The organism is Pseudomonas sp. 3MAES_34.3B, assembly GCF_058145875.1.
On sequence record NZ_CM176960.1, the window covers coordinates 4642895 to 4658386 of the forward strand.

A 15492-nucleotide genomic window follows, 5' to 3' on the forward strand; every position below is an offset into this window, starting at 1 on the left:
CCCGGATTCGCGAGCTAGCGCCCGCTTCCCACGGGCCATGGCAGGATCGGGATGGCCGTTACCGCGTTCTGCGGGCTACCTTCAATTATGCGATCGCTGTACACCAGGTACACCAGAGTATTGCGCTTCTCGTCGAAGAAGCGCACTACCTGCATGGTCTTGAACACCAGGGAGGTTCTCTCCTTGAATACCTCTTCGCCATCCTTCAAGGGCTGCGCAAAGCGGATGGGGCCCACCTGACGGCACGCAATGGACGCCTCGGCGCGATCCTCAGCCAACCCCAGGCCACCCTTCACGCCGCCCGTTTTGGCGCGCGAGAGGTAGCACGTCACGCCTTCGACCTTGGGGTCGTCGAACGCCTCGACCACGATACGATCGTTGGGCCCGAGAAACTTGAATACCGTGGACACTTCGCCAATGGTGTCGGCCTTGGCCAGCAGGGGCAGAAAGGCCAGCCCCAGCAGCGCGGTTCGCAGTACGTTCATGGGCAGCCTCATACCAGGATCAGGTTATCGCGGTGGATCAGTTCGGGCTCGGCCATATAGCCCAGCACCCCATGGATCGCGTCCGACGGCTGGCCGATGATCTTCTGGGCCTCCGCAGCACTGTAATTGGTAAGGCCCCGCGCTACTTCCGAACCATCGGGCGCCAGGCACACCACCATTTCGCCCCGACGGAAGCCACCCTGCACCGCTTTCACACCCACGGGGAGAAGGCTCTTGCTGGCTGCGCGCAGTGCCTGCACGGCGCCTTCGTCCAACTGAAGCGTGCCGCGGGTTTGCAAATGCCCGGCAAGCCACTGCTTGCGTGCCGCCAGCATGCCGCGTTCCGGCGACAGCAGCGTGCCGAGGCGCTCACCGGCCTTGAGCCGATCTAGCACGCGCTCGATGCGCCCTCCCACGATCAGTGTATGAGCACCTGAACGGGCGGCCAGGCGGGCGGCGCGCAGCTTGGTTTGCATACCTCCGCGACCCAGCGCTCCTCCGGTGCCGCCCGCTACGGCGTCCAGGCTTGGGTCATCGGCTCGGGCTTCATGGATGAGCTTGGCATCGGGGTTGTTGCGTGGGTCTGCATCGAACATGCCGTCGCGATCGGTGAGGATCACCAACAGGTCAGCTTCGACCAGGTTCGCCACCAACGCCGCCAGGGTGTCGTTGTCACCGAAGCGAATTTCGTCGGTAACCACAGTGTCGTTTTCGTTGATTACCGGGATAACCCCCAGCTCTACCAACGCGCGAAGCGTGCTGCGAGCGTTCAGGTAACGCTTGCGGTCCGAGAGGTCGTCATGGGTGAGCAGGATCTGCGCTGTGCGGCGTTCGTGCTGCGCGAAGCTCGACTCCCAGGCCTGCACCAGCCCCATCTGGCCGATTGCGGCGGCGGCCTGCAACTCGTGCATTGCGGTGGGGCGCTGAGCCCAGCCCAGGCGGCTCATCCCTGCAGCAACCGCACCGGAGGACACCAGTACCAGCTCCACGCCTGCTTCGTGCAAGGCGACCATTTGCTCCACCCATACCGCCATGGCCGTGCGGTCGAGGCCTTTGCCATCTGCGGTCAGTAGCGCGCTGCCGATCTTTACTACCCAGCGCTGCGCACCCGTTACCTTGCTTCGCATCTTTCCTGTCCTTGCCTGCCCAACCCAGAAAAATCACAAACGACAACGCCCCGGCCCGATCGGGAGCCAGGGCTATTCAGCCTGCCTGCCCGCCCGGAACCGGGGCGCTGTAGTGTACTGCAACCAATCAGTCGCGCACGTAAATGATTTCCGGCCCGTCCTCGTCGTCTTCGTCGTCCCAGTCGTCATCGTCACCGATGTCATGCACGCTCTTCACGCCGGTACGGCGAAGGGCACGGGCGTCATCCAGGGCTTGCAGCTGCGCCCGCGCTTCGTCTTCGATGCGCTGATCCAGCTCGGCCACTTCCTCGGCAAAGCCTTCTTCCTGGGCAATACGCTCGGCGCGCAGTTCCAGGTAGCGCATGATGTCGCGGCTGAGGCGCTCGGTGCCTTCCTTTGCCAGCGCGGAGATCACGTACACCGGGCCTTCCCACTGCAGGCGGTCGACCACTTCCTTCACGGCGGCTTCGTGCTCTTCCTCGAGCAACTGGTCGCACTTGTTCAGCACCAGCCAGCGATCGCGCTCGGCCAGGGAGGGGCTGAATTTCACCAGTTCGTTCACGATGATTTCGGCAGCATCGGCGGCACTGCTGCCATCGAACGGTGCCATGTCCACGAGGTGCAACAACAGGCGCGTGCGCGCCAAGTGCTTGAGGAAGCGAATACCCAGGCCAGCACCATCCGAAGCCCCTTCGATAAGGCCGGGGATGTCGGCGATAACGAAGCTCTTCCAACGGTCTACGCTGACCACGCCCAGGTTTGGCACCAGGGTAGTGAACGGGTAGTCGGCTACCTTCGGCTTGGCGGCCGAAACGGAGCGGATGAACGTGCTTTTGCCGGCGTTTGGCAAACCCAGCAGGCCTACGTCTGCCAGCACTTTCATTTCCAGCTTGAGGTCACGCTGCTCCCCAGGCTTGCCTGGGGTAGTCTGGCGTGGCGCGCGGTTGGTACTGGACTTGAACCGGGTATTCCCCAGGCCGTGCCAGCCACCTTGGGCGACCATCAGGCGCTGCCCTGGCTTTACCAGGTCGCCGATTACTTCCTGGGTGCTGGCGTCGATCACCGTGGTGCCCACAGGCACGCGCAATACCAGCTCCTCACCCTTGGCGCCGGTGCAATCGGTGCTGCCACCATTCTCGCCGCGCTGTGCGTCGAAATGGCGGGTGTAGCGGTAGTCCACCAGCGTGTTGAGGTTCTCGTCGGCCACTAGAAACACTGATCCGCCATCGCCACCGTCGCCGCCGTTCGGGCCGCCGTTTTCGATGAACTTTTCACGACGGAAGCTCATGCAACCGTTACCACCGTCACCCGCCTTCACGCGGATGGATACTTCATCTACAAACTTCATAAATCATGCCTCTCGCCACCAGGGCGAGCCTATAAGCCAGAAAACATAAGGCTCTTGCAAAAATGAGCGCAGCGCCCCAATCAACGACCGAGTAGAACAGCGCTGGAGCTCAAGCAGACAGCTTTGCAAGAGACTCACTACAAACAAAAAAGCCCCGTCGCGAGACAGGGCTTTTCAGCGGGGTCGCGATCAGGCTGCGACGACGCTTACGTAACGACGGCCGAACGCACCTTTGACTTCGAACTTCACAACGCCTTCGACTTTAGCGAAGAGGGTGTGGTCCTTGCCGATGCCAACGCCGTAGCCAGCGTGGAACTGGGTGCCGCGCTGACGCACGATGATGTTGCCGGCCTTGATGACCTGGCCGCCGAACATTTTAACGCCAAGGCGTTTACTTTCGGAATCGCGACCGTTGCGGGTACTACCACCAGCTTTTTTGTGTGCCATGAGTTCAATACTCCAATGTGCGGATCAGGCTGGAAAAATCAGGCCTGGATACCGGTGATTTTGATCTCGGTGAACCACTGGCGGTGGCCCATACGCTTCATGTGGTGCTTACGACGACGGAATTTGATGATCCGGATCTTGTCGTGACGGCCTTGGGCGATTACTTCTGCAACCACTTTGGCGCCTTCAACAACAGGTGCGCCGATGCTCACGTCGTCGCCATTGGCAACCAACAGAACGCGATCGAAGGTAACGGATTCGCCAGTGGCGACTTCCAGTTTTTCGATCTTCAGGTATTCACCTTCGGCGACCTTGTATTGCTTGCCACCGGTAACGATTACTGCGTACATGATATTTCTCCGTTAATCCTGCTCACCCAGCGCTTTATAGGAAGAGGTCTCGGCTGGCATGGCTGCAGCGGGCGGGAAACCCCAGGGGGACCCAACTGCAATTGCGTAAGGCAGGTGATGCCCAGGAAGTTCAGGGTGCGCGATTGTACGCAACGCAAGGGAGCCGCGCAAGAGCCGCTGGACAAGCGAAACTCCCTGCCTGGCGCTCCGAAGCCCCGTAGCGCGGGGGCGCCGCCTTGACAGGTCAAGACCTGACACCTAGCATGCCGCGCAACCTTTATGGAGCGTTAGTCGCTGATGCAACCCCAAGCCTTTTATCGTGTGGTGGCGGAAGATTTCACCGCCGTCGACGAGATCATCAAGCAGCAGCTGACCTCGCGGGTGCCGCTGGTATCGAAGATCGGCGACTATATCATCTCCGCTGGCGGCAAGCGCCTCCGGCCGCTGCTGGTGCTTCTGGGCGGCAAGGCCCTGGGGTACGAAGGCAGCAACCTGCGGCTATTGGCCGCAACCATCGAGTTCCTGCATACCGCCACCCTGCTTCACGACGACGTGGTGGACATGTCCGGCATGCGCCGTGGCCGTTCCACGGCGAACGCCATGTGGGGCAACGCGCCCAGCGTGCTGGTGGGCGACTTCCTTTATTCCCGTTCCTTCGAAATGATGGTCGAGCTGGGCTCCATGCCTGTCATGCAGATCCTCTCCCAGGCCACGCGCATCATCGCCGAGGGCGAGGTGCTGCAGCTGTCCAAGGTACGGGACGCCAGCACTACCGAAGAAACCTACATGGAGGTCATTCGCGGCAAAACCGCGATGCTGTTCGAAGCCGCTACCCACAGTGCGGCTGCCCTGGCCGGCGCCAGCGACCAGTCCCGTGAGGCGCTGCGCCAGTTCGGCGACCACCTTGGGGTGGCGTTCCAGCTGGTGGACGACCTGCTCGACTACAAGGGCGATGCTGACACCCTGGGCAAAAACGTGGGCGACGACCTTGCCGAGGGCAAACCTACCCTGCCCCTCATCTACACCATGCGCGAAGGTACCGCCGAGCAGGCTGCCCTGGTTCGGCAGGCGGTCCAGAAAGGCGGTATCGAAGACCTCGAGCGCATTCGCGAAGCCGTCGAGGCTTCCGGCGCCCTCGCCTATACGGCCCAGATGGCACAAGGTTACGCCAACCGCGCCATCGCGTGCCTGGACGCTCTTCCAGCCAGCGAGTACCGTGACGCGCTGGTGGAGCTGAGCGAATTCGCCGTCGCTCGCACCTACTGATACCTTCCCCCGCAGTGGCGGTTACCTGCCTGCCCGACAGGCTGGCGAGGTAACGGCCATGTGCGCCATTACCCCGAGGAACCCACATGTCTTTGCCACCCTGCCCTCAATGCGGCTCCGAGTTCGTCTACGAAGACGGTGCCCAACTGATCTGCCCGGAATGCGCACACGAATGGACAGCGGGCGAAGCTGCCGCCAGCGACGATGACGCACGCATCGTGAAAGATTCGGTTGGCAACCTGCTTCAGGATGGCGACAGCGTAACCGTGATCAAGGACCTGAAGGTCAAGGGCACTTCGCTGGTGGTAAAGGTGGGGACCAAGGTGCGAAACATCCGCCTGTGCGATGGCGACCACGACATCGATTGCAAGATCGACGGCATTGGGGCGATGAAGCTCAAGTCCGAGTTCGTTCGCAAGGCGTAACGACAGCCGGGCGAGATCGGCCTTTGCAAAACTGCAAATACGAATTATTCTCAATGAACCCCATCAAGGAGAATGATCGTGACCTACCTCATCGACGCCTGGCTCGACCGTACTCATCCCTACCTGCGCATTCTTCATCGAGAAACCGGTGAAGTGTGCGCGGTGCTGCACGAAGACGCCTTGGACGAGCTGCGAGAGCAAGGTGAGCTGGATTACGAGGGGCTGAATTCTACCGAACCGCATGTACAGAAGGAGCTGGTGCGCAACCTGTTCCTGTTCTGCTACGCCCGGGCATTGCGCCCTGCAGGGGAGTTGCATTGAGGCCTTGATCAAGGGCAAGCCTGAACCCGGTGTGTACCGGGTCGCCGGCAAGCCGGGCTGCTGCTACGCATCAGCAAGCACGCCCGCCCGTAGCAGCCGAGCTTGCCCGCGACCAAGGTCCGCCCGCGAACTTACAAAATTTCGAGCAGCTCTACATCGAATACCAGCACGCTGTGCGGCGGGATCGACCCAACGCCTTGCGCGCCGTAAGCCAGCTCGCTTGGCACGTAGAGGCGCCATTTGCTGCCGGTGTTCATCAGTTGCAGTGCTTCGGTCCAGCCAGCGATCACGCCGCCAACGGGGAATTCAGCCGGCTGGCCGCGATCGTAGGAGCTGTCGAACACAGTGCCGTCGATCAAGGTGCCGTGGTAGTGAGTGCGTACGGTGCTTTCGCGGGTAGGCTTGGCGCCCTCGCCAGCGGTCAGCACTTCGAACTGCAGGCCGGACGCCAGCGTGGTAACGCCTTCGCGCTTGCCGTTTTCGGCCAGGTACGCCAGGCCTTCGCCGGCGGCGGCTTCGGCCTTCACGCGCTCCTGCTCCTGCATGATTTCGCGAATGGCGCGGAAAGCGTTGTTCAGCTCTTCCGGTGCCACACGGCTAGGCTCGCCCTGGAAAGCATCCGTGAGGCCGGCGATCAGCGCGTCAAGGCTTACGCCGGGCGGTGGGTTGCTGCGGATCTGGTCGCCCAGCTGGCGGCCGATGCCGTAGCTGACGCGGGTTTGGTCAGTAGTCAGGTTCAATTCAGGCATTGCACTGCTCCGTTGAAGGCCGGCGAGCCGGCCAGCCAAAAAGGGGAGCAGCCTAGCACATCAATGCTTGGTGAGCTTATCCAGGTAGCCCATGGCAAACGCCGAAATCACGAAGGTCATGTGAATGATCACATACCACATCAAGTGCTCGGCACCGATGTTCTGGGCGTCCATGAACACGCGCAGCAAATGGATGGAGGAGATGGCGACGATGGAAGCCGCGACTTTCATCTTCAGCGACGAAGAGTCCATCTTGCCGAGCCAGCTGAGTTTTTCCGAACCCTCGTCGATGTCCAGCTGCGACACGAAGTTTTCGTAGCCCGAGATCATCACCATCACCAGCAGCCCGCCTACGAGCGCCATGTCGATCAGCGACAACAGCACCAGGATCAGCTCGGACTCCGCCAGGGCAAACACGTTGGGCAGGATATGGAAGATTTCTTCGAAAAACTTCAACGCCAGGGCCAGCAAACCCAGGGACAAGCCAAAGTAAATCGGTGCCAGCAGCCAGCGCGAGGCGTACATGGTTCTTTCGATCAGACGTTCCATTGCAACTCACAGGTAGCTTAAAAATCGGCCGTGAGTATACCAATGTCGGCCCGGCCGCGGGATGCGGTCGAATGCCCCAAGAGACTGCACGCTCGCTATCAGATAAGTTCAGGCGTCCGGCCGGGCCAGGTGATCGCCCAGGTGCCGACCGCGCTCGGCGTTGATCTTGCGCAACTGGCCGTGCAAGTGAATGTCCCAGATTTGCGGGTCGTGCCGTAGCTGGTAGCCGTGGAGCGTCAGGCTGTCGACAATGGCATCGAGTACCGATTCCGCGGCCTTGGCGCCGTGAAACGGGCCTTGTGCCTTGATTGCCGTGGGCTGCTCGCCTGCCATTCCAGCGGCGAACAGCAGCGTCCAGTGGCCCACATTCCCAGCCACCGGGCGGATGATGCACTCGATGCGGGTTTCGAGCCCAAGGCATTGGCGAGTGAGGCTAAGCGAGTGATCCATGCTGCGGTCCCTCCGCTGGGTGGATTCTCCTCAGACCGCAATCACGCAGAAAGATCCGTACACCGGGCAGATGAGCGCCGAGCGGTCATCGCGCCCGGCGCCAATGGCTCAGGAACAGGGCTTGACCTCGGCCAGCGCTTCCACTTTGTGGTCCCGCTCGGCTTCGCGCAGCTCCTCTTCGCTGATGACCTCGGCAATGGCCCGCAAGCGATCCACCACCAATGCATTCACACTGCCTTCCGGAAAGTTGCCGTTCGCATCGGGCTCGCCCGCTTCTTCGCCTACCAGCAAGCTGAGCGCTTCATCCGCCTGGCTGACCGCATACACGTGGAAGGTGCCGTCGCGCACGGCCTTCACCACGCGCTCGTCGAGCATAAGCGTGGCCACGTTGGCCTTGGGAATGATCGCGCCCTGCTCACCGGTAAGCCCACGCGCTTCGCACAGGCGGAAGAAGCCCTCGATCTTCTCGTTCACCCCGCCTACGGCCTGCACTTCACCAAACTGATTGATCGAGCCGGTGATGGCGAAACACTGCTTGAGCGGCTTGCGCGACAGTGCCGAGATGAGTGTGCAGGCTTCGCCCAGCGAAGCGCTGTCGCCATCCACATAGCCATAGGATTGCTCCAGCGCGATGCTGGCGGAGATCGCCAACGGAAACTCTTGGGCATAGCGGCTGCCAAGGTAGCCCGTGAGGATCATCACGCCTTTGGAGTGAATGGGCTGCCCCAGGTTGACCTCACGCTCGATGTCCACGATGCCGCTGCTGCCGGGGTATACCGTGGCGGAAATACGCGCAGGAACGCCAAACGCCGAGTCGCCAACCGCCAATACCGTAAGCCCGTTGCATTTGCCCACGGCCGCCCCGGAGGTGTCGATCAGCACGATGCCCGCGAGCATGTCGTCGAGGATGCGTGCCGACACTCGGCCGGTCCGCGTAGCCTTGGCCTTGAGCGCGCGCTCGATGTGGCCCGAATCCGTCACCGGGTCGCCCGCCACCTGGCGAATGAAATCTGCCTCGCTCACCAGTTGAAAAAGGTCGCCGATCCTGGCGGACAAACGCCCCTGGTGCTCGGCCAGGCGAGCGCTGTACGTTGCCAGCCGGGCCACTGCATCGGCACTGAGGGCGGCCATACCTTCTTCGGAGGTACGGGTTTTAAGTAGCTGGGCAAACTGCTCCAGGCTGTCGCCGTCCATGGGGATGTCTTCATCGAAGTCCACCAATACCCGGAACATCTCCTGGAAGTCCGGATCATGATCCTGCAGCGCGTAATACAGCTGACGGGAACCGATGATCACTACCTTCACATTGAGCGGGATCATCTGCGGCGCCAGCGTTACAGTGGCCAGCCGGCCGTACTCGCCCAGTGGGGATTCCATCTTCAGGCGGCGCGATTGCAAGGAGCGCTTGAGCGCATCCCACACAAACGGCTCGCCCAGCATCTTCTCGGCCTCAAGGATGAGGAAACCGCCATTGGCCCGGTGCAGCGCACCAGACCGCAGCTGGCGGTAATTGGTGTAAAGCGCGCCTTGGTCCGTGCTGTATTCGATGCGGCCAAACAGGTTGTCGTAGGTAGGGTGCGGCTCGAAGACGACAGGCGCGCCCCCGCTGGCGTGGTGCCCGATCACCAGGTTGGGCGCGTACTGTTCCTCGAGCATCTTGCGGGCGATCGCATCGCCCTTGGGGTCGTCGACCAGTTGCTCTACCACCGTGCGCAGCAGGTGTACCTGCATGGCTTGCAGATAGGCACATACTCCCGCGAGCTCCGAATACCGCTCGGACAGGGGGCCGAGCAACGGCTGGAGCGCAATGGTGATGGTTTCTTCATTGAGCTGGCGCAGCTGGTTGCTGGATTCGCGTTTCCATTGCGGCAGGCTGGCGAGTTCCTCGTTGAGGCGCTCCTCGAGGGCGGCAATGTCGCTATGGAAGCGATCGCGATCCGCCTCGGGCAGCCCGGCAAATTCCGCCTCGTCCAGCGCCTTGCCCTCGAGCATCGGGGTGAAAGCGATATTGCTGCTGTCCCGGTACAGGGCCACGTCTTTCTCGAGCGCCGCGCGCTCGATCACATCCAGGGCGCGGTCGTAACGATGGTTGAAGGCGCGGTCGATGGCGCTTTTTTTCTGTTGATAGGAAGGGTGCTCGAACACTGCGGGAAAGGTCGCCAGCAGGTTGTCGATAAGGCCGCCGATGTCGCTGATGAAAGCGCCGGCGCTGCCTGGCGGCATTTCCAGCGCACGCGGGTTACGCGGCTCATCGAAATTATTGACGTACACCCAGTCGCAAGGCGTTTGCATGCGCTTGGCTTCGGTCTTGAGGTAACGTTTGGCGAAGGAGAAGCGACCGGTACCCGGCTCACCCATCACGAACACGTTATACCCCGGGCGGGGCATGGCCACACCGAACTGCAAGGCTTCCACGGCGCGTTCCTGCCCCAGCACACCGCGGAAGGGCTCCAGGTCCTCGGTGCTGGCGAAACTGAACTGCTCGGCAGTGAACGGCCGGGCCAGGGCTTCAGGTGCGAGACGCAGGCGGGCGGCAACGGAATCGGGCATCAGGCTTCCTTAGGTTTACAAACTTTGGAGCATTCTGGCGCTCGCAAGGCGCGGCTGGCAAGGGAGTGCTGCCCAGACCGGCACAAGGCTTGCGCGGTGTGCGCTAAATGCGCAGCGAGGCCGACGGAACCGCAAACCCTGCCTAAACTCCAACATGCGCGCCCAGCCCAACGGCAGGCGTGCACCTGGTGCTTGAAAGGGCACAGGCCATTTTGATCGACATGCGAGAACAATGCTATGAAACGGATTCTGCTTGGCTCCCTGTTTACCGTCGCTTCCCTCCAGGCATTCGCCCAGGCCCCCGGTGGCCCGGACTGCGGATGGGGCAACATGCTGTTTGAAGGCCAGCGCGGCACCCCGGCTCACTTCCTGGCTTCCACCACCAACGGCACCTCCGGGAACGCCACGTTCGGGATGACCTCCGGAACCAACGGTTGCAACACCAGCGGCGCGCTGACCTATGGCGGCAAGTCGTGGATTGCCATGAATGGCATGATGAACGAGCTCTCCGAAGACATGGCACAGGGCCAGGGCGAAGCGCTGACCACCTATGCGGTGGTACTGGGCGTAAAACCTGAAGATCGCGCTTACTTCTCCAGCGTGACCCACCAGCACTTCAATGACATTTTCAAAACCGCTGACGTGACAGCTGAAGACGTTCACGCCAACACCCTCAATGTACTGAAAAACGATCCACGTCTGGCCAAGTACGCTACCCAGGCGTAAGGTCGCTGCGTGTCCCCGCCCCGCCTGGGGCGGGTTCTGCCATTTGCCGGATGCAAGGGATGCTCACCCGCTTTCTATGGCTGGCCCTGTTGGCCTGCACCTCGCTCAATGCCGCTCCGTCTATAGCCCCCGCCACCCTGGATCGCCTGGCTCAGGACCCGAACTGGATCGCCTTGGGGCATTACGAATATAAACGCCTGCGTGGCTGGCACAGCTACGTGGATGACCGCCGTTTTTTCCTGGCAGAAAACGGCCGCTACAGCCCTGCCGATGAATTGGCCGCCACGCTCCGGGCGCTGTATGCCCCGGCCGACCAGGGGAACCGGCATGCCCAGTGTGTATTCCCTGCCCGTACCCGGTGGCTGCGCGCCCGCTTGAAGCTCGACGATCTGCCCCAGGTGCAGTGCCCGGAATTCCAGCACTGGTACGGTGACATTTCACCTCATTCAGCCGTGCTGGTGTTCCCGGCCGCCTACCTCAACAGCCCTTCCTCAATGTTCGGGCATACCCTGCTGCGTATCGACCAGGCAGACACCCAGGCCGACCAGACGGCGCTGCTCAGCTATGCCATCAACTTCGGTGCCTATGTAGAAGGCAGTGACAACAGCGTGCTTTACGCATGGAAAGGGCTCGCCGGTGGCTACCCAGGGCTGTTCTCGCTGGTGCCGTATCAGCAGAAACTGGCCGAATACCGCAGCCTGGAAAACCGCGACCTGTGGGAATACCAGCTCAACCTCACCCCGGAAGAAACCGGCCGGCTGGTAGAGCATGTGTGGGAACTGCAGCAGATCCGTTTCGATTACTATTTCTTCGACGAAAACTGTTCGTACCGGCTGCTGGAATTGCTGCAAGTGGCCCGGCCGGGCTTGCAGCTGACCGAGCAATTCCCGCTGGCGGCAATCCCTACCGATACGGTGAAAGCGGTCAAGGCCGCCGGGCTGGTACAGCGTACCGAGTACAGACCTTCCCGCGAACGGGAGTTGCTGGCCCGCGCTGCACCCTTGAGCGCTTCAGAGCAGGCGCTGGCCAAGCGCGTGGCGGACACGCCAGCGGCCTCGGGCGATCCAGCGTTCAACGCCCTGCCCCGCGCAGAACAGGCCTTGGTGCTCGACACGGCCTACCGGCTACAGCGCTACCAGGCAACTGGCCAGCCCCGGGATGCCGAGCGAAGCCAGCGCAGCTTCGCCTTGTTGCAGGCTATCAACCGCAACCCTCCGCCTGCCTTGGCAGTGGAACGCCCGGGGTTGCCAGAAGAAGGCCACCCCTCTCGAACCTGGGAGCTGGGGCTGGGTGCCCGCGATGATCGCGCGTTTGCCGAATATGGCCTGCGCATGGCGTATCACGACCTGGAGGACAACGCCTACGGCTTCCCGCTGGGCGCGCAGATCGAACTCGGCAGGCTGAAAATTCGCCAGTACGAAGGCGGCGAGTGGCAGCTGCAACAGTTCAACCTTGCAACGATCCGTTCACTGTCCCCGCGCAACGACCTGCTCAAACCCTGGTCGTGGCAGGTCAGCGGTGGCCTGGAGCGCGTGCTGGGCAAGCATGGCGATAACGTGCTGGTCACGCACCTGAATGGCGGCGCGGGAGGAACCTGGCAGCTCGCACCGGATGTACTTGGCTTTGCCCTGGGTACGCTGCGGGTAGAGCACAACAATGACTTCGCGGCGTTCGCGGCGCCAGCGGCAGGCTTCGACACCGGGCTGTTGTGGCGCAACGGCCTGGGTAACCTTCGCCTGGAAGCCAAGGGTGATTACTTCACCAATGGCGAGGCGCGGCGGCAGCTGAGCCTGGCCCAGCAGTGGGAGCTGAGCCCTACGCTTGGCCTGCGCCTGGCGGCGCAGAGAGACTTCAGCCACCTCGGTGGGCCGGTGAACGAAGTACTGCTGGAGCTCAAGTGGTACCACTATTGACGCACCGACCAAACGCTGACCGACGATTGACATTTAATCTACAAAAACACACCTAAACTGATACCTATGCCGGGCAGCTGGCCTGGCGCCTGAGGTATCCAACATGAAGATGCAGTGGTGTGTGGTCTTCGGCGTAATCATGCTCGCCGGCTGTACGACGACTCACGAACAGTTGCTGCAGCAAGGTTATCCGCCGGGCTTCGCCGACGGCTACCAGGACGGATGTGGCAGCGGCCGCGGCGCCGCCGGCTCCATCACAGGCACGTTCACCAAGAACGTGCCTCGCTACTTGTCCGACAAGCTCTACAGCAGCGGCTGGGACGATGGGTTCCGTCAATGTCAGGCTGCGCTGGCCAACCAGGAACGGCAGGATCTTCACGACAAAGTGTTGAATGACCGCGATCGGGATTGGCAGCGCGACGTGGACAACGGCAAGGCACGGGCCTACCACTCCAATTGATCACTGTTCGGCATTGAATGGAAACTCCAGGCGGTCAGCTATTGCCTATTCAAGGGAGACGTACCTGGAGGGATATTCATGAGCCGCGCATTCGTCAATGAAGATCAGGCAGCAGCCCACGCCAGCCAACCGGTGGAGCGGATGGTCAGCACCCTTCCCAACTACGTGACCGAATCAGGCCTGGTGCAGTTACGCGCCCGGGCCGATGAGTTGCGGACGCTGCATCTGGAGCAGAGCGCCTTGGGCGAACGCGCCGACCGTCAGGCGCTGGCGGACCTGGAGCGTGACCTGCGCTACTACCATCAGCGCTTGCAGACGGCGAAGGTCGTGCCGCCGGTAGAAGCGACCGATACGGTACAGATCGGCAGTTGGGTCAGTTATGTGGATGAGCACAACATGCACCGGCAAGTGTGCCTGGTGGGAGAAGACCAGGCCGACGTAGGCGTTGGCCTGATCAACTGGGCCTCTCCGCTCGGCCGCGCCCTGATGGGAGCCCAAGTGGGCGACGAGGTGGTATGGCGCCGCCCGGCCGGTGAGCATGTGCTGGAAGTGCTGGCCATCTCCGCCACGCCTGATTGAGCGCAGGTCGCAGGCAAGCCTCGCTGCTACAGAGCACACCTGTAGCAGCGCTGCTCCATTACGCCAGCTTGCGGTATTTGACGCGGTGGGGTTGCGCCGCGGCTTCGCCCAGGCGCTTCTTGCGATCGGCTTCGTACTCGGTGTAGTTGCCTTCGAAGAAGACGATCTGGGAGTCGTCTTCGTAGGCCAGGATGTGCGTGGCCACACGGTCCAGGAACCACCGGTCGTGGGAGATCACAATGGCGGCGCCCGGGAAGTCCAGTAGTGCTTCCTCAAGCGAACGAAGGGTTTCTACGTCCAGGTCGTTGGACGGTTCGTCGAGCAGCAACACGTTGCCGCCTTCCTTGAGGGTCAGGGCCAGGTGCAAGCGGCCGCGCTCACCACCGGACAGGTCTTTCACGAACTTCTGCTGGTCCCCGCCCTTGAAGTTGAACCGGCCCACATAGGTCCGGGACGGCACTTCATAGTTACCGATGCGGATCTGGTCCGAGCCGTCGGAGATCTGCTGGAATACCGTCTTGCTGCCGTCCAGGTCCTCGCGGCTCTGGTCCACACAAGCCAGCTGCACGGTATCGCCGATATCGATGGTGCCCGAATCCGGTTGCTCCTTGCCCATGATCATGCGGAAGAGCGTGGATTTACCCGCGCCGTTACCGCCGATCACGCCCACGATCGCGCCCTTGGGCATGGCAAACGAGAGGTTGTCGATCAGTACCCGGTCGCCATAGCTCTTGGTGACGTTGTTGAACTCGATCACCTTGTCGCCCAGGCGCGGGCCCACCGGAATGTAGATCTCGTTGGTTTCGCTGCGTTTCTGGAATTCCTGCGATTGCAGCTCTTCGAAGCGCTGCAGGCGGGCCTTGGATTTGGACTGCCGCGCCTTGGCGCCCTTGCGCACCCACTCCAGTTCTTCCTTGAGCGCCTTCTCGTGAGCCGACTGCTGCTTGGATTCCTGCGCCAACCGCTCGGACTTCGCTTCGAGCCAGCCGGAGTAGTTACCCTCGTATGGGATGCCGTGGCCACGGTCCAGCTCGAGGATCCAGCCGGCAACATTGTCCAGGAAGTAACGGTCGTGGGTAATGGCTACCACGGTGCCCTGGAAGTCATGGAGGAAACGCTCCAGCCAAGCCACCGAATCCGCGTCCAGGTGGTTGGTGGGTTCGTCGAGCAGCAGCATGTCAGGGGCCGACAGCAGCAAGCGGCACAGTGCGACACGGCGTTTCTCACCACCGGACAGGTGTTCGATGCGGGCATCCCATGGCGGCAGCCGCAGGGCATCGGCGGCCACTTCCAGCTGGCGTTCCAGGTTGTGTCCGTCGGAGGCCTGAAGGATGGACTCAAGCTTGGCCTGCTCGGCGGCCAGCTTGTCGAAATCGGCATCTGGCTCGGCGTAGGCGGCGTACACCTCGTCAAGGCGCGCCTGAGCATCCTTGATGACGGACACGGCTTCTTCCACCACTTCACGAACGTTCTTGTTCGGGTCCAGCTCGGGCTCCTGAGGCAGGTACCCTACGTTCAGCTCGGGCATCGGGCGGGCTTCGCCGTCGAACTCTTTGTCTACCCCGGCCATGATCCGCAGCAGCGTGGATTTACCCGAGCCGTTCAGGCCCAATACGCCAATCTTGGCGCCAGGGAAGAATGACAGGGAAATGTTCTTTAGAATTTCCCGCTTCGGCGGAACAACTTTGCTCAGCCGATGCATGGTGTAGACGTATTGGGCCATGGGTAAACCTGACTGGTAACGATG

17 protein-coding genes are annotated in these 15492 nt (G+C 61.8%); 7 read left to right on the forward strand and 10 right to left on the reverse strand.

Annotated features, from left to right (window positions below; all coding sequences use genetic code 11):
* Nucleotides 1–14: 14 nt before the first annotated feature.
* The 5 genes from AC3Z8Y_RS20700 to rplU form a co-directional block, all read right to left on the reverse strand.
* Complete coding sequence (locus tag AC3Z8Y_RS20700) at nucleotides 15–485, reverse strand: CreA family protein (RefSeq protein ID WP_490087373.1); 471 nt, start codon at nucleotides 483–485, stop codon at nucleotides 15–17.
* A gap of 8 nt (nucleotides 486–493) precedes the next feature.
* Complete coding sequence (gene proB, locus AC3Z8Y_RS20705; protein ID WP_490087374.1) at nucleotides 494–1612, reverse strand: glutamate 5-kinase; 1119 nt, start codon at nucleotides 1610–1612, stop codon at nucleotides 494–496.
* A 127-nt stretch (nucleotides 1613–1739) separates the two neighbouring features.
* Nucleotides 1740–2960 (reverse strand): Obg family GTPase CgtA, encoded by a 1221-nt coding sequence (gene cgtA, locus AC3Z8Y_RS20710; RefSeq protein WP_490087375.1) that lies wholly within the window; start codon nucleotides 2958–2960, stop codon nucleotides 1740–1742.
* Nucleotides 2961–3149: 189 nt separating this feature from the next.
* Nucleotides 3150–3407: a 50S ribosomal protein L27 gene (rpmA, locus tag AC3Z8Y_RS20715; protein ID WP_040261664.1), complete on the reverse strand. Its 258-nt coding sequence runs from the start codon at nucleotides 3405–3407 to the stop codon at nucleotides 3150–3152.
* Between the two features lie 38 nt (nucleotides 3408–3445).
* Nucleotides 3446–3757 carry a 50S ribosomal protein L21 gene (gene rplU, locus AC3Z8Y_RS20720; RefSeq protein WP_181115697.1) on the reverse strand — a complete coding sequence of 104 codons (312 nt, stop codon included), beginning with the start codon at nucleotides 3755–3757 and terminating at the stop codon, nucleotides 3446–3448.
* 297 nt (nucleotides 3758–4054) lie between these two features.
* On the opposite strand from rplU, the gene AC3Z8Y_RS20725 reads away from it, so the two are divergent.
* From AC3Z8Y_RS20725 to AC3Z8Y_RS20735, 3 genes are all read left to right on the forward strand, one after another.
* Nucleotides 4055–5023, forward strand: coding sequence for a polyprenyl synthetase family protein (locus AC3Z8Y_RS20725; RefSeq protein ID WP_490087376.1), 969 nt, complete (start codon nucleotides 4055–4057; stop codon nucleotides 5021–5023).
* An 86-nt stretch (nucleotides 5024–5109) separates the two neighbouring features.
* Nucleotides 5110–5448 (forward strand): zinc ribbon domain-containing protein YjdM, encoded by a 339-nt coding sequence (locus AC3Z8Y_RS20730; RefSeq protein ID WP_490087377.1) that lies wholly within the window; start codon nucleotides 5110–5112, stop codon nucleotides 5446–5448.
* A 78-nt stretch (nucleotides 5449–5526) separates the two neighbouring features.
* A complete protein-coding gene (locus AC3Z8Y_RS20735; protein WP_181115702.1) occupies nucleotides 5527–5769 on the forward strand; it encodes a PA4570 family protein in 243 nt (80 codons plus the stop codon).
* A gap of 131 nt (nucleotides 5770–5900) precedes the next feature.
* Here AC3Z8Y_RS20735 and bamJ read toward each other — a convergent pair whose 3' ends face one another.
* From bamJ to AC3Z8Y_RS20755, 4 genes are all read right to left on the reverse strand, one after another.
* Entirely contained in the window at nucleotides 5901–6518 is a 618-nt protein-coding gene (gene bamJ, locus AC3Z8Y_RS20740) for a BamJ family beta-barrel-assembly machinery protein (protein WP_490087378.1), read from the reverse strand.
* A 60-nt stretch (nucleotides 6519–6578) separates the two neighbouring features.
* Complete coding sequence (locus tag AC3Z8Y_RS20745; protein WP_490087379.1) at nucleotides 6579–7067, reverse strand: TIGR00645 family protein; 489 nt, start codon at nucleotides 7065–7067, stop codon at nucleotides 6579–6581.
* Nucleotides 7068–7175: 108 nt separating this feature from the next.
* Nucleotides 7176–7517: a PA4575 family protein gene (locus tag AC3Z8Y_RS20750; protein ID WP_181115707.1), complete on the reverse strand. Its 342-nt coding sequence runs from the start codon at nucleotides 7515–7517 to the stop codon at nucleotides 7176–7178.
* Nucleotides 7518–7625: 108 nt separating this feature from the next.
* On the reverse strand, nucleotides 7626–10067 hold the full coding sequence (locus AC3Z8Y_RS20755) for a Lon protease family protein (protein WP_490087380.1): 2442 nt from the start codon (nucleotides 10065–10067) through the stop codon (nucleotides 7626–7628).
* 237 nt (nucleotides 10068–10304) lie between these two features.
* Between AC3Z8Y_RS20755 and AC3Z8Y_RS20760 the strand changes: the two genes are divergently transcribed.
* From AC3Z8Y_RS20760 to AC3Z8Y_RS20775, 4 genes are all read left to right on the forward strand, one after another.
* Nucleotides 10305–10793 (forward strand): DUF3015 domain-containing protein, encoded by a 489-nt coding sequence (locus AC3Z8Y_RS20760; RefSeq protein WP_181115711.1) that lies wholly within the window; start codon nucleotides 10305–10307, stop codon nucleotides 10791–10793.
* 59 nt (nucleotides 10794–10852) lie between these two features.
* Nucleotides 10853–12706: an Lnb N-terminal periplasmic domain-containing protein gene (locus tag AC3Z8Y_RS20765; protein WP_490087381.1), complete on the forward strand. Its 1854-nt coding sequence runs from the start codon at nucleotides 10853–10855 to the stop codon at nucleotides 12704–12706.
* A gap of 103 nt (nucleotides 12707–12809) precedes the next feature.
* Nucleotides 12810–13166, forward strand: a complete 357-nt coding sequence (locus AC3Z8Y_RS20770; RefSeq protein ID WP_490087382.1) for a hypothetical protein — start codon at nucleotides 12810–12812, stop codon at nucleotides 13164–13166.
* A 78-nt stretch (nucleotides 13167–13244) separates the two neighbouring features.
* A complete protein-coding gene (locus AC3Z8Y_RS20775; protein ID WP_490087383.1) occupies nucleotides 13245–13745 on the forward strand; it encodes a GreA/GreB family elongation factor in 501 nt (166 codons plus the stop codon).
* A gap of 58 nt (nucleotides 13746–13803) precedes the next feature.
* On the opposite strand, the gene ettA is transcribed toward AC3Z8Y_RS20775, so the two are convergent.
* Nucleotides 13804–15468: an energy-dependent translational throttle protein EttA gene (ettA, locus tag AC3Z8Y_RS20780; RefSeq protein ID WP_490087384.1), complete on the reverse strand. Its 1665-nt coding sequence runs from the start codon at nucleotides 15466–15468 to the stop codon at nucleotides 13804–13806.
* Nucleotides 15469–15492 lie beyond the last annotated feature (24 nt).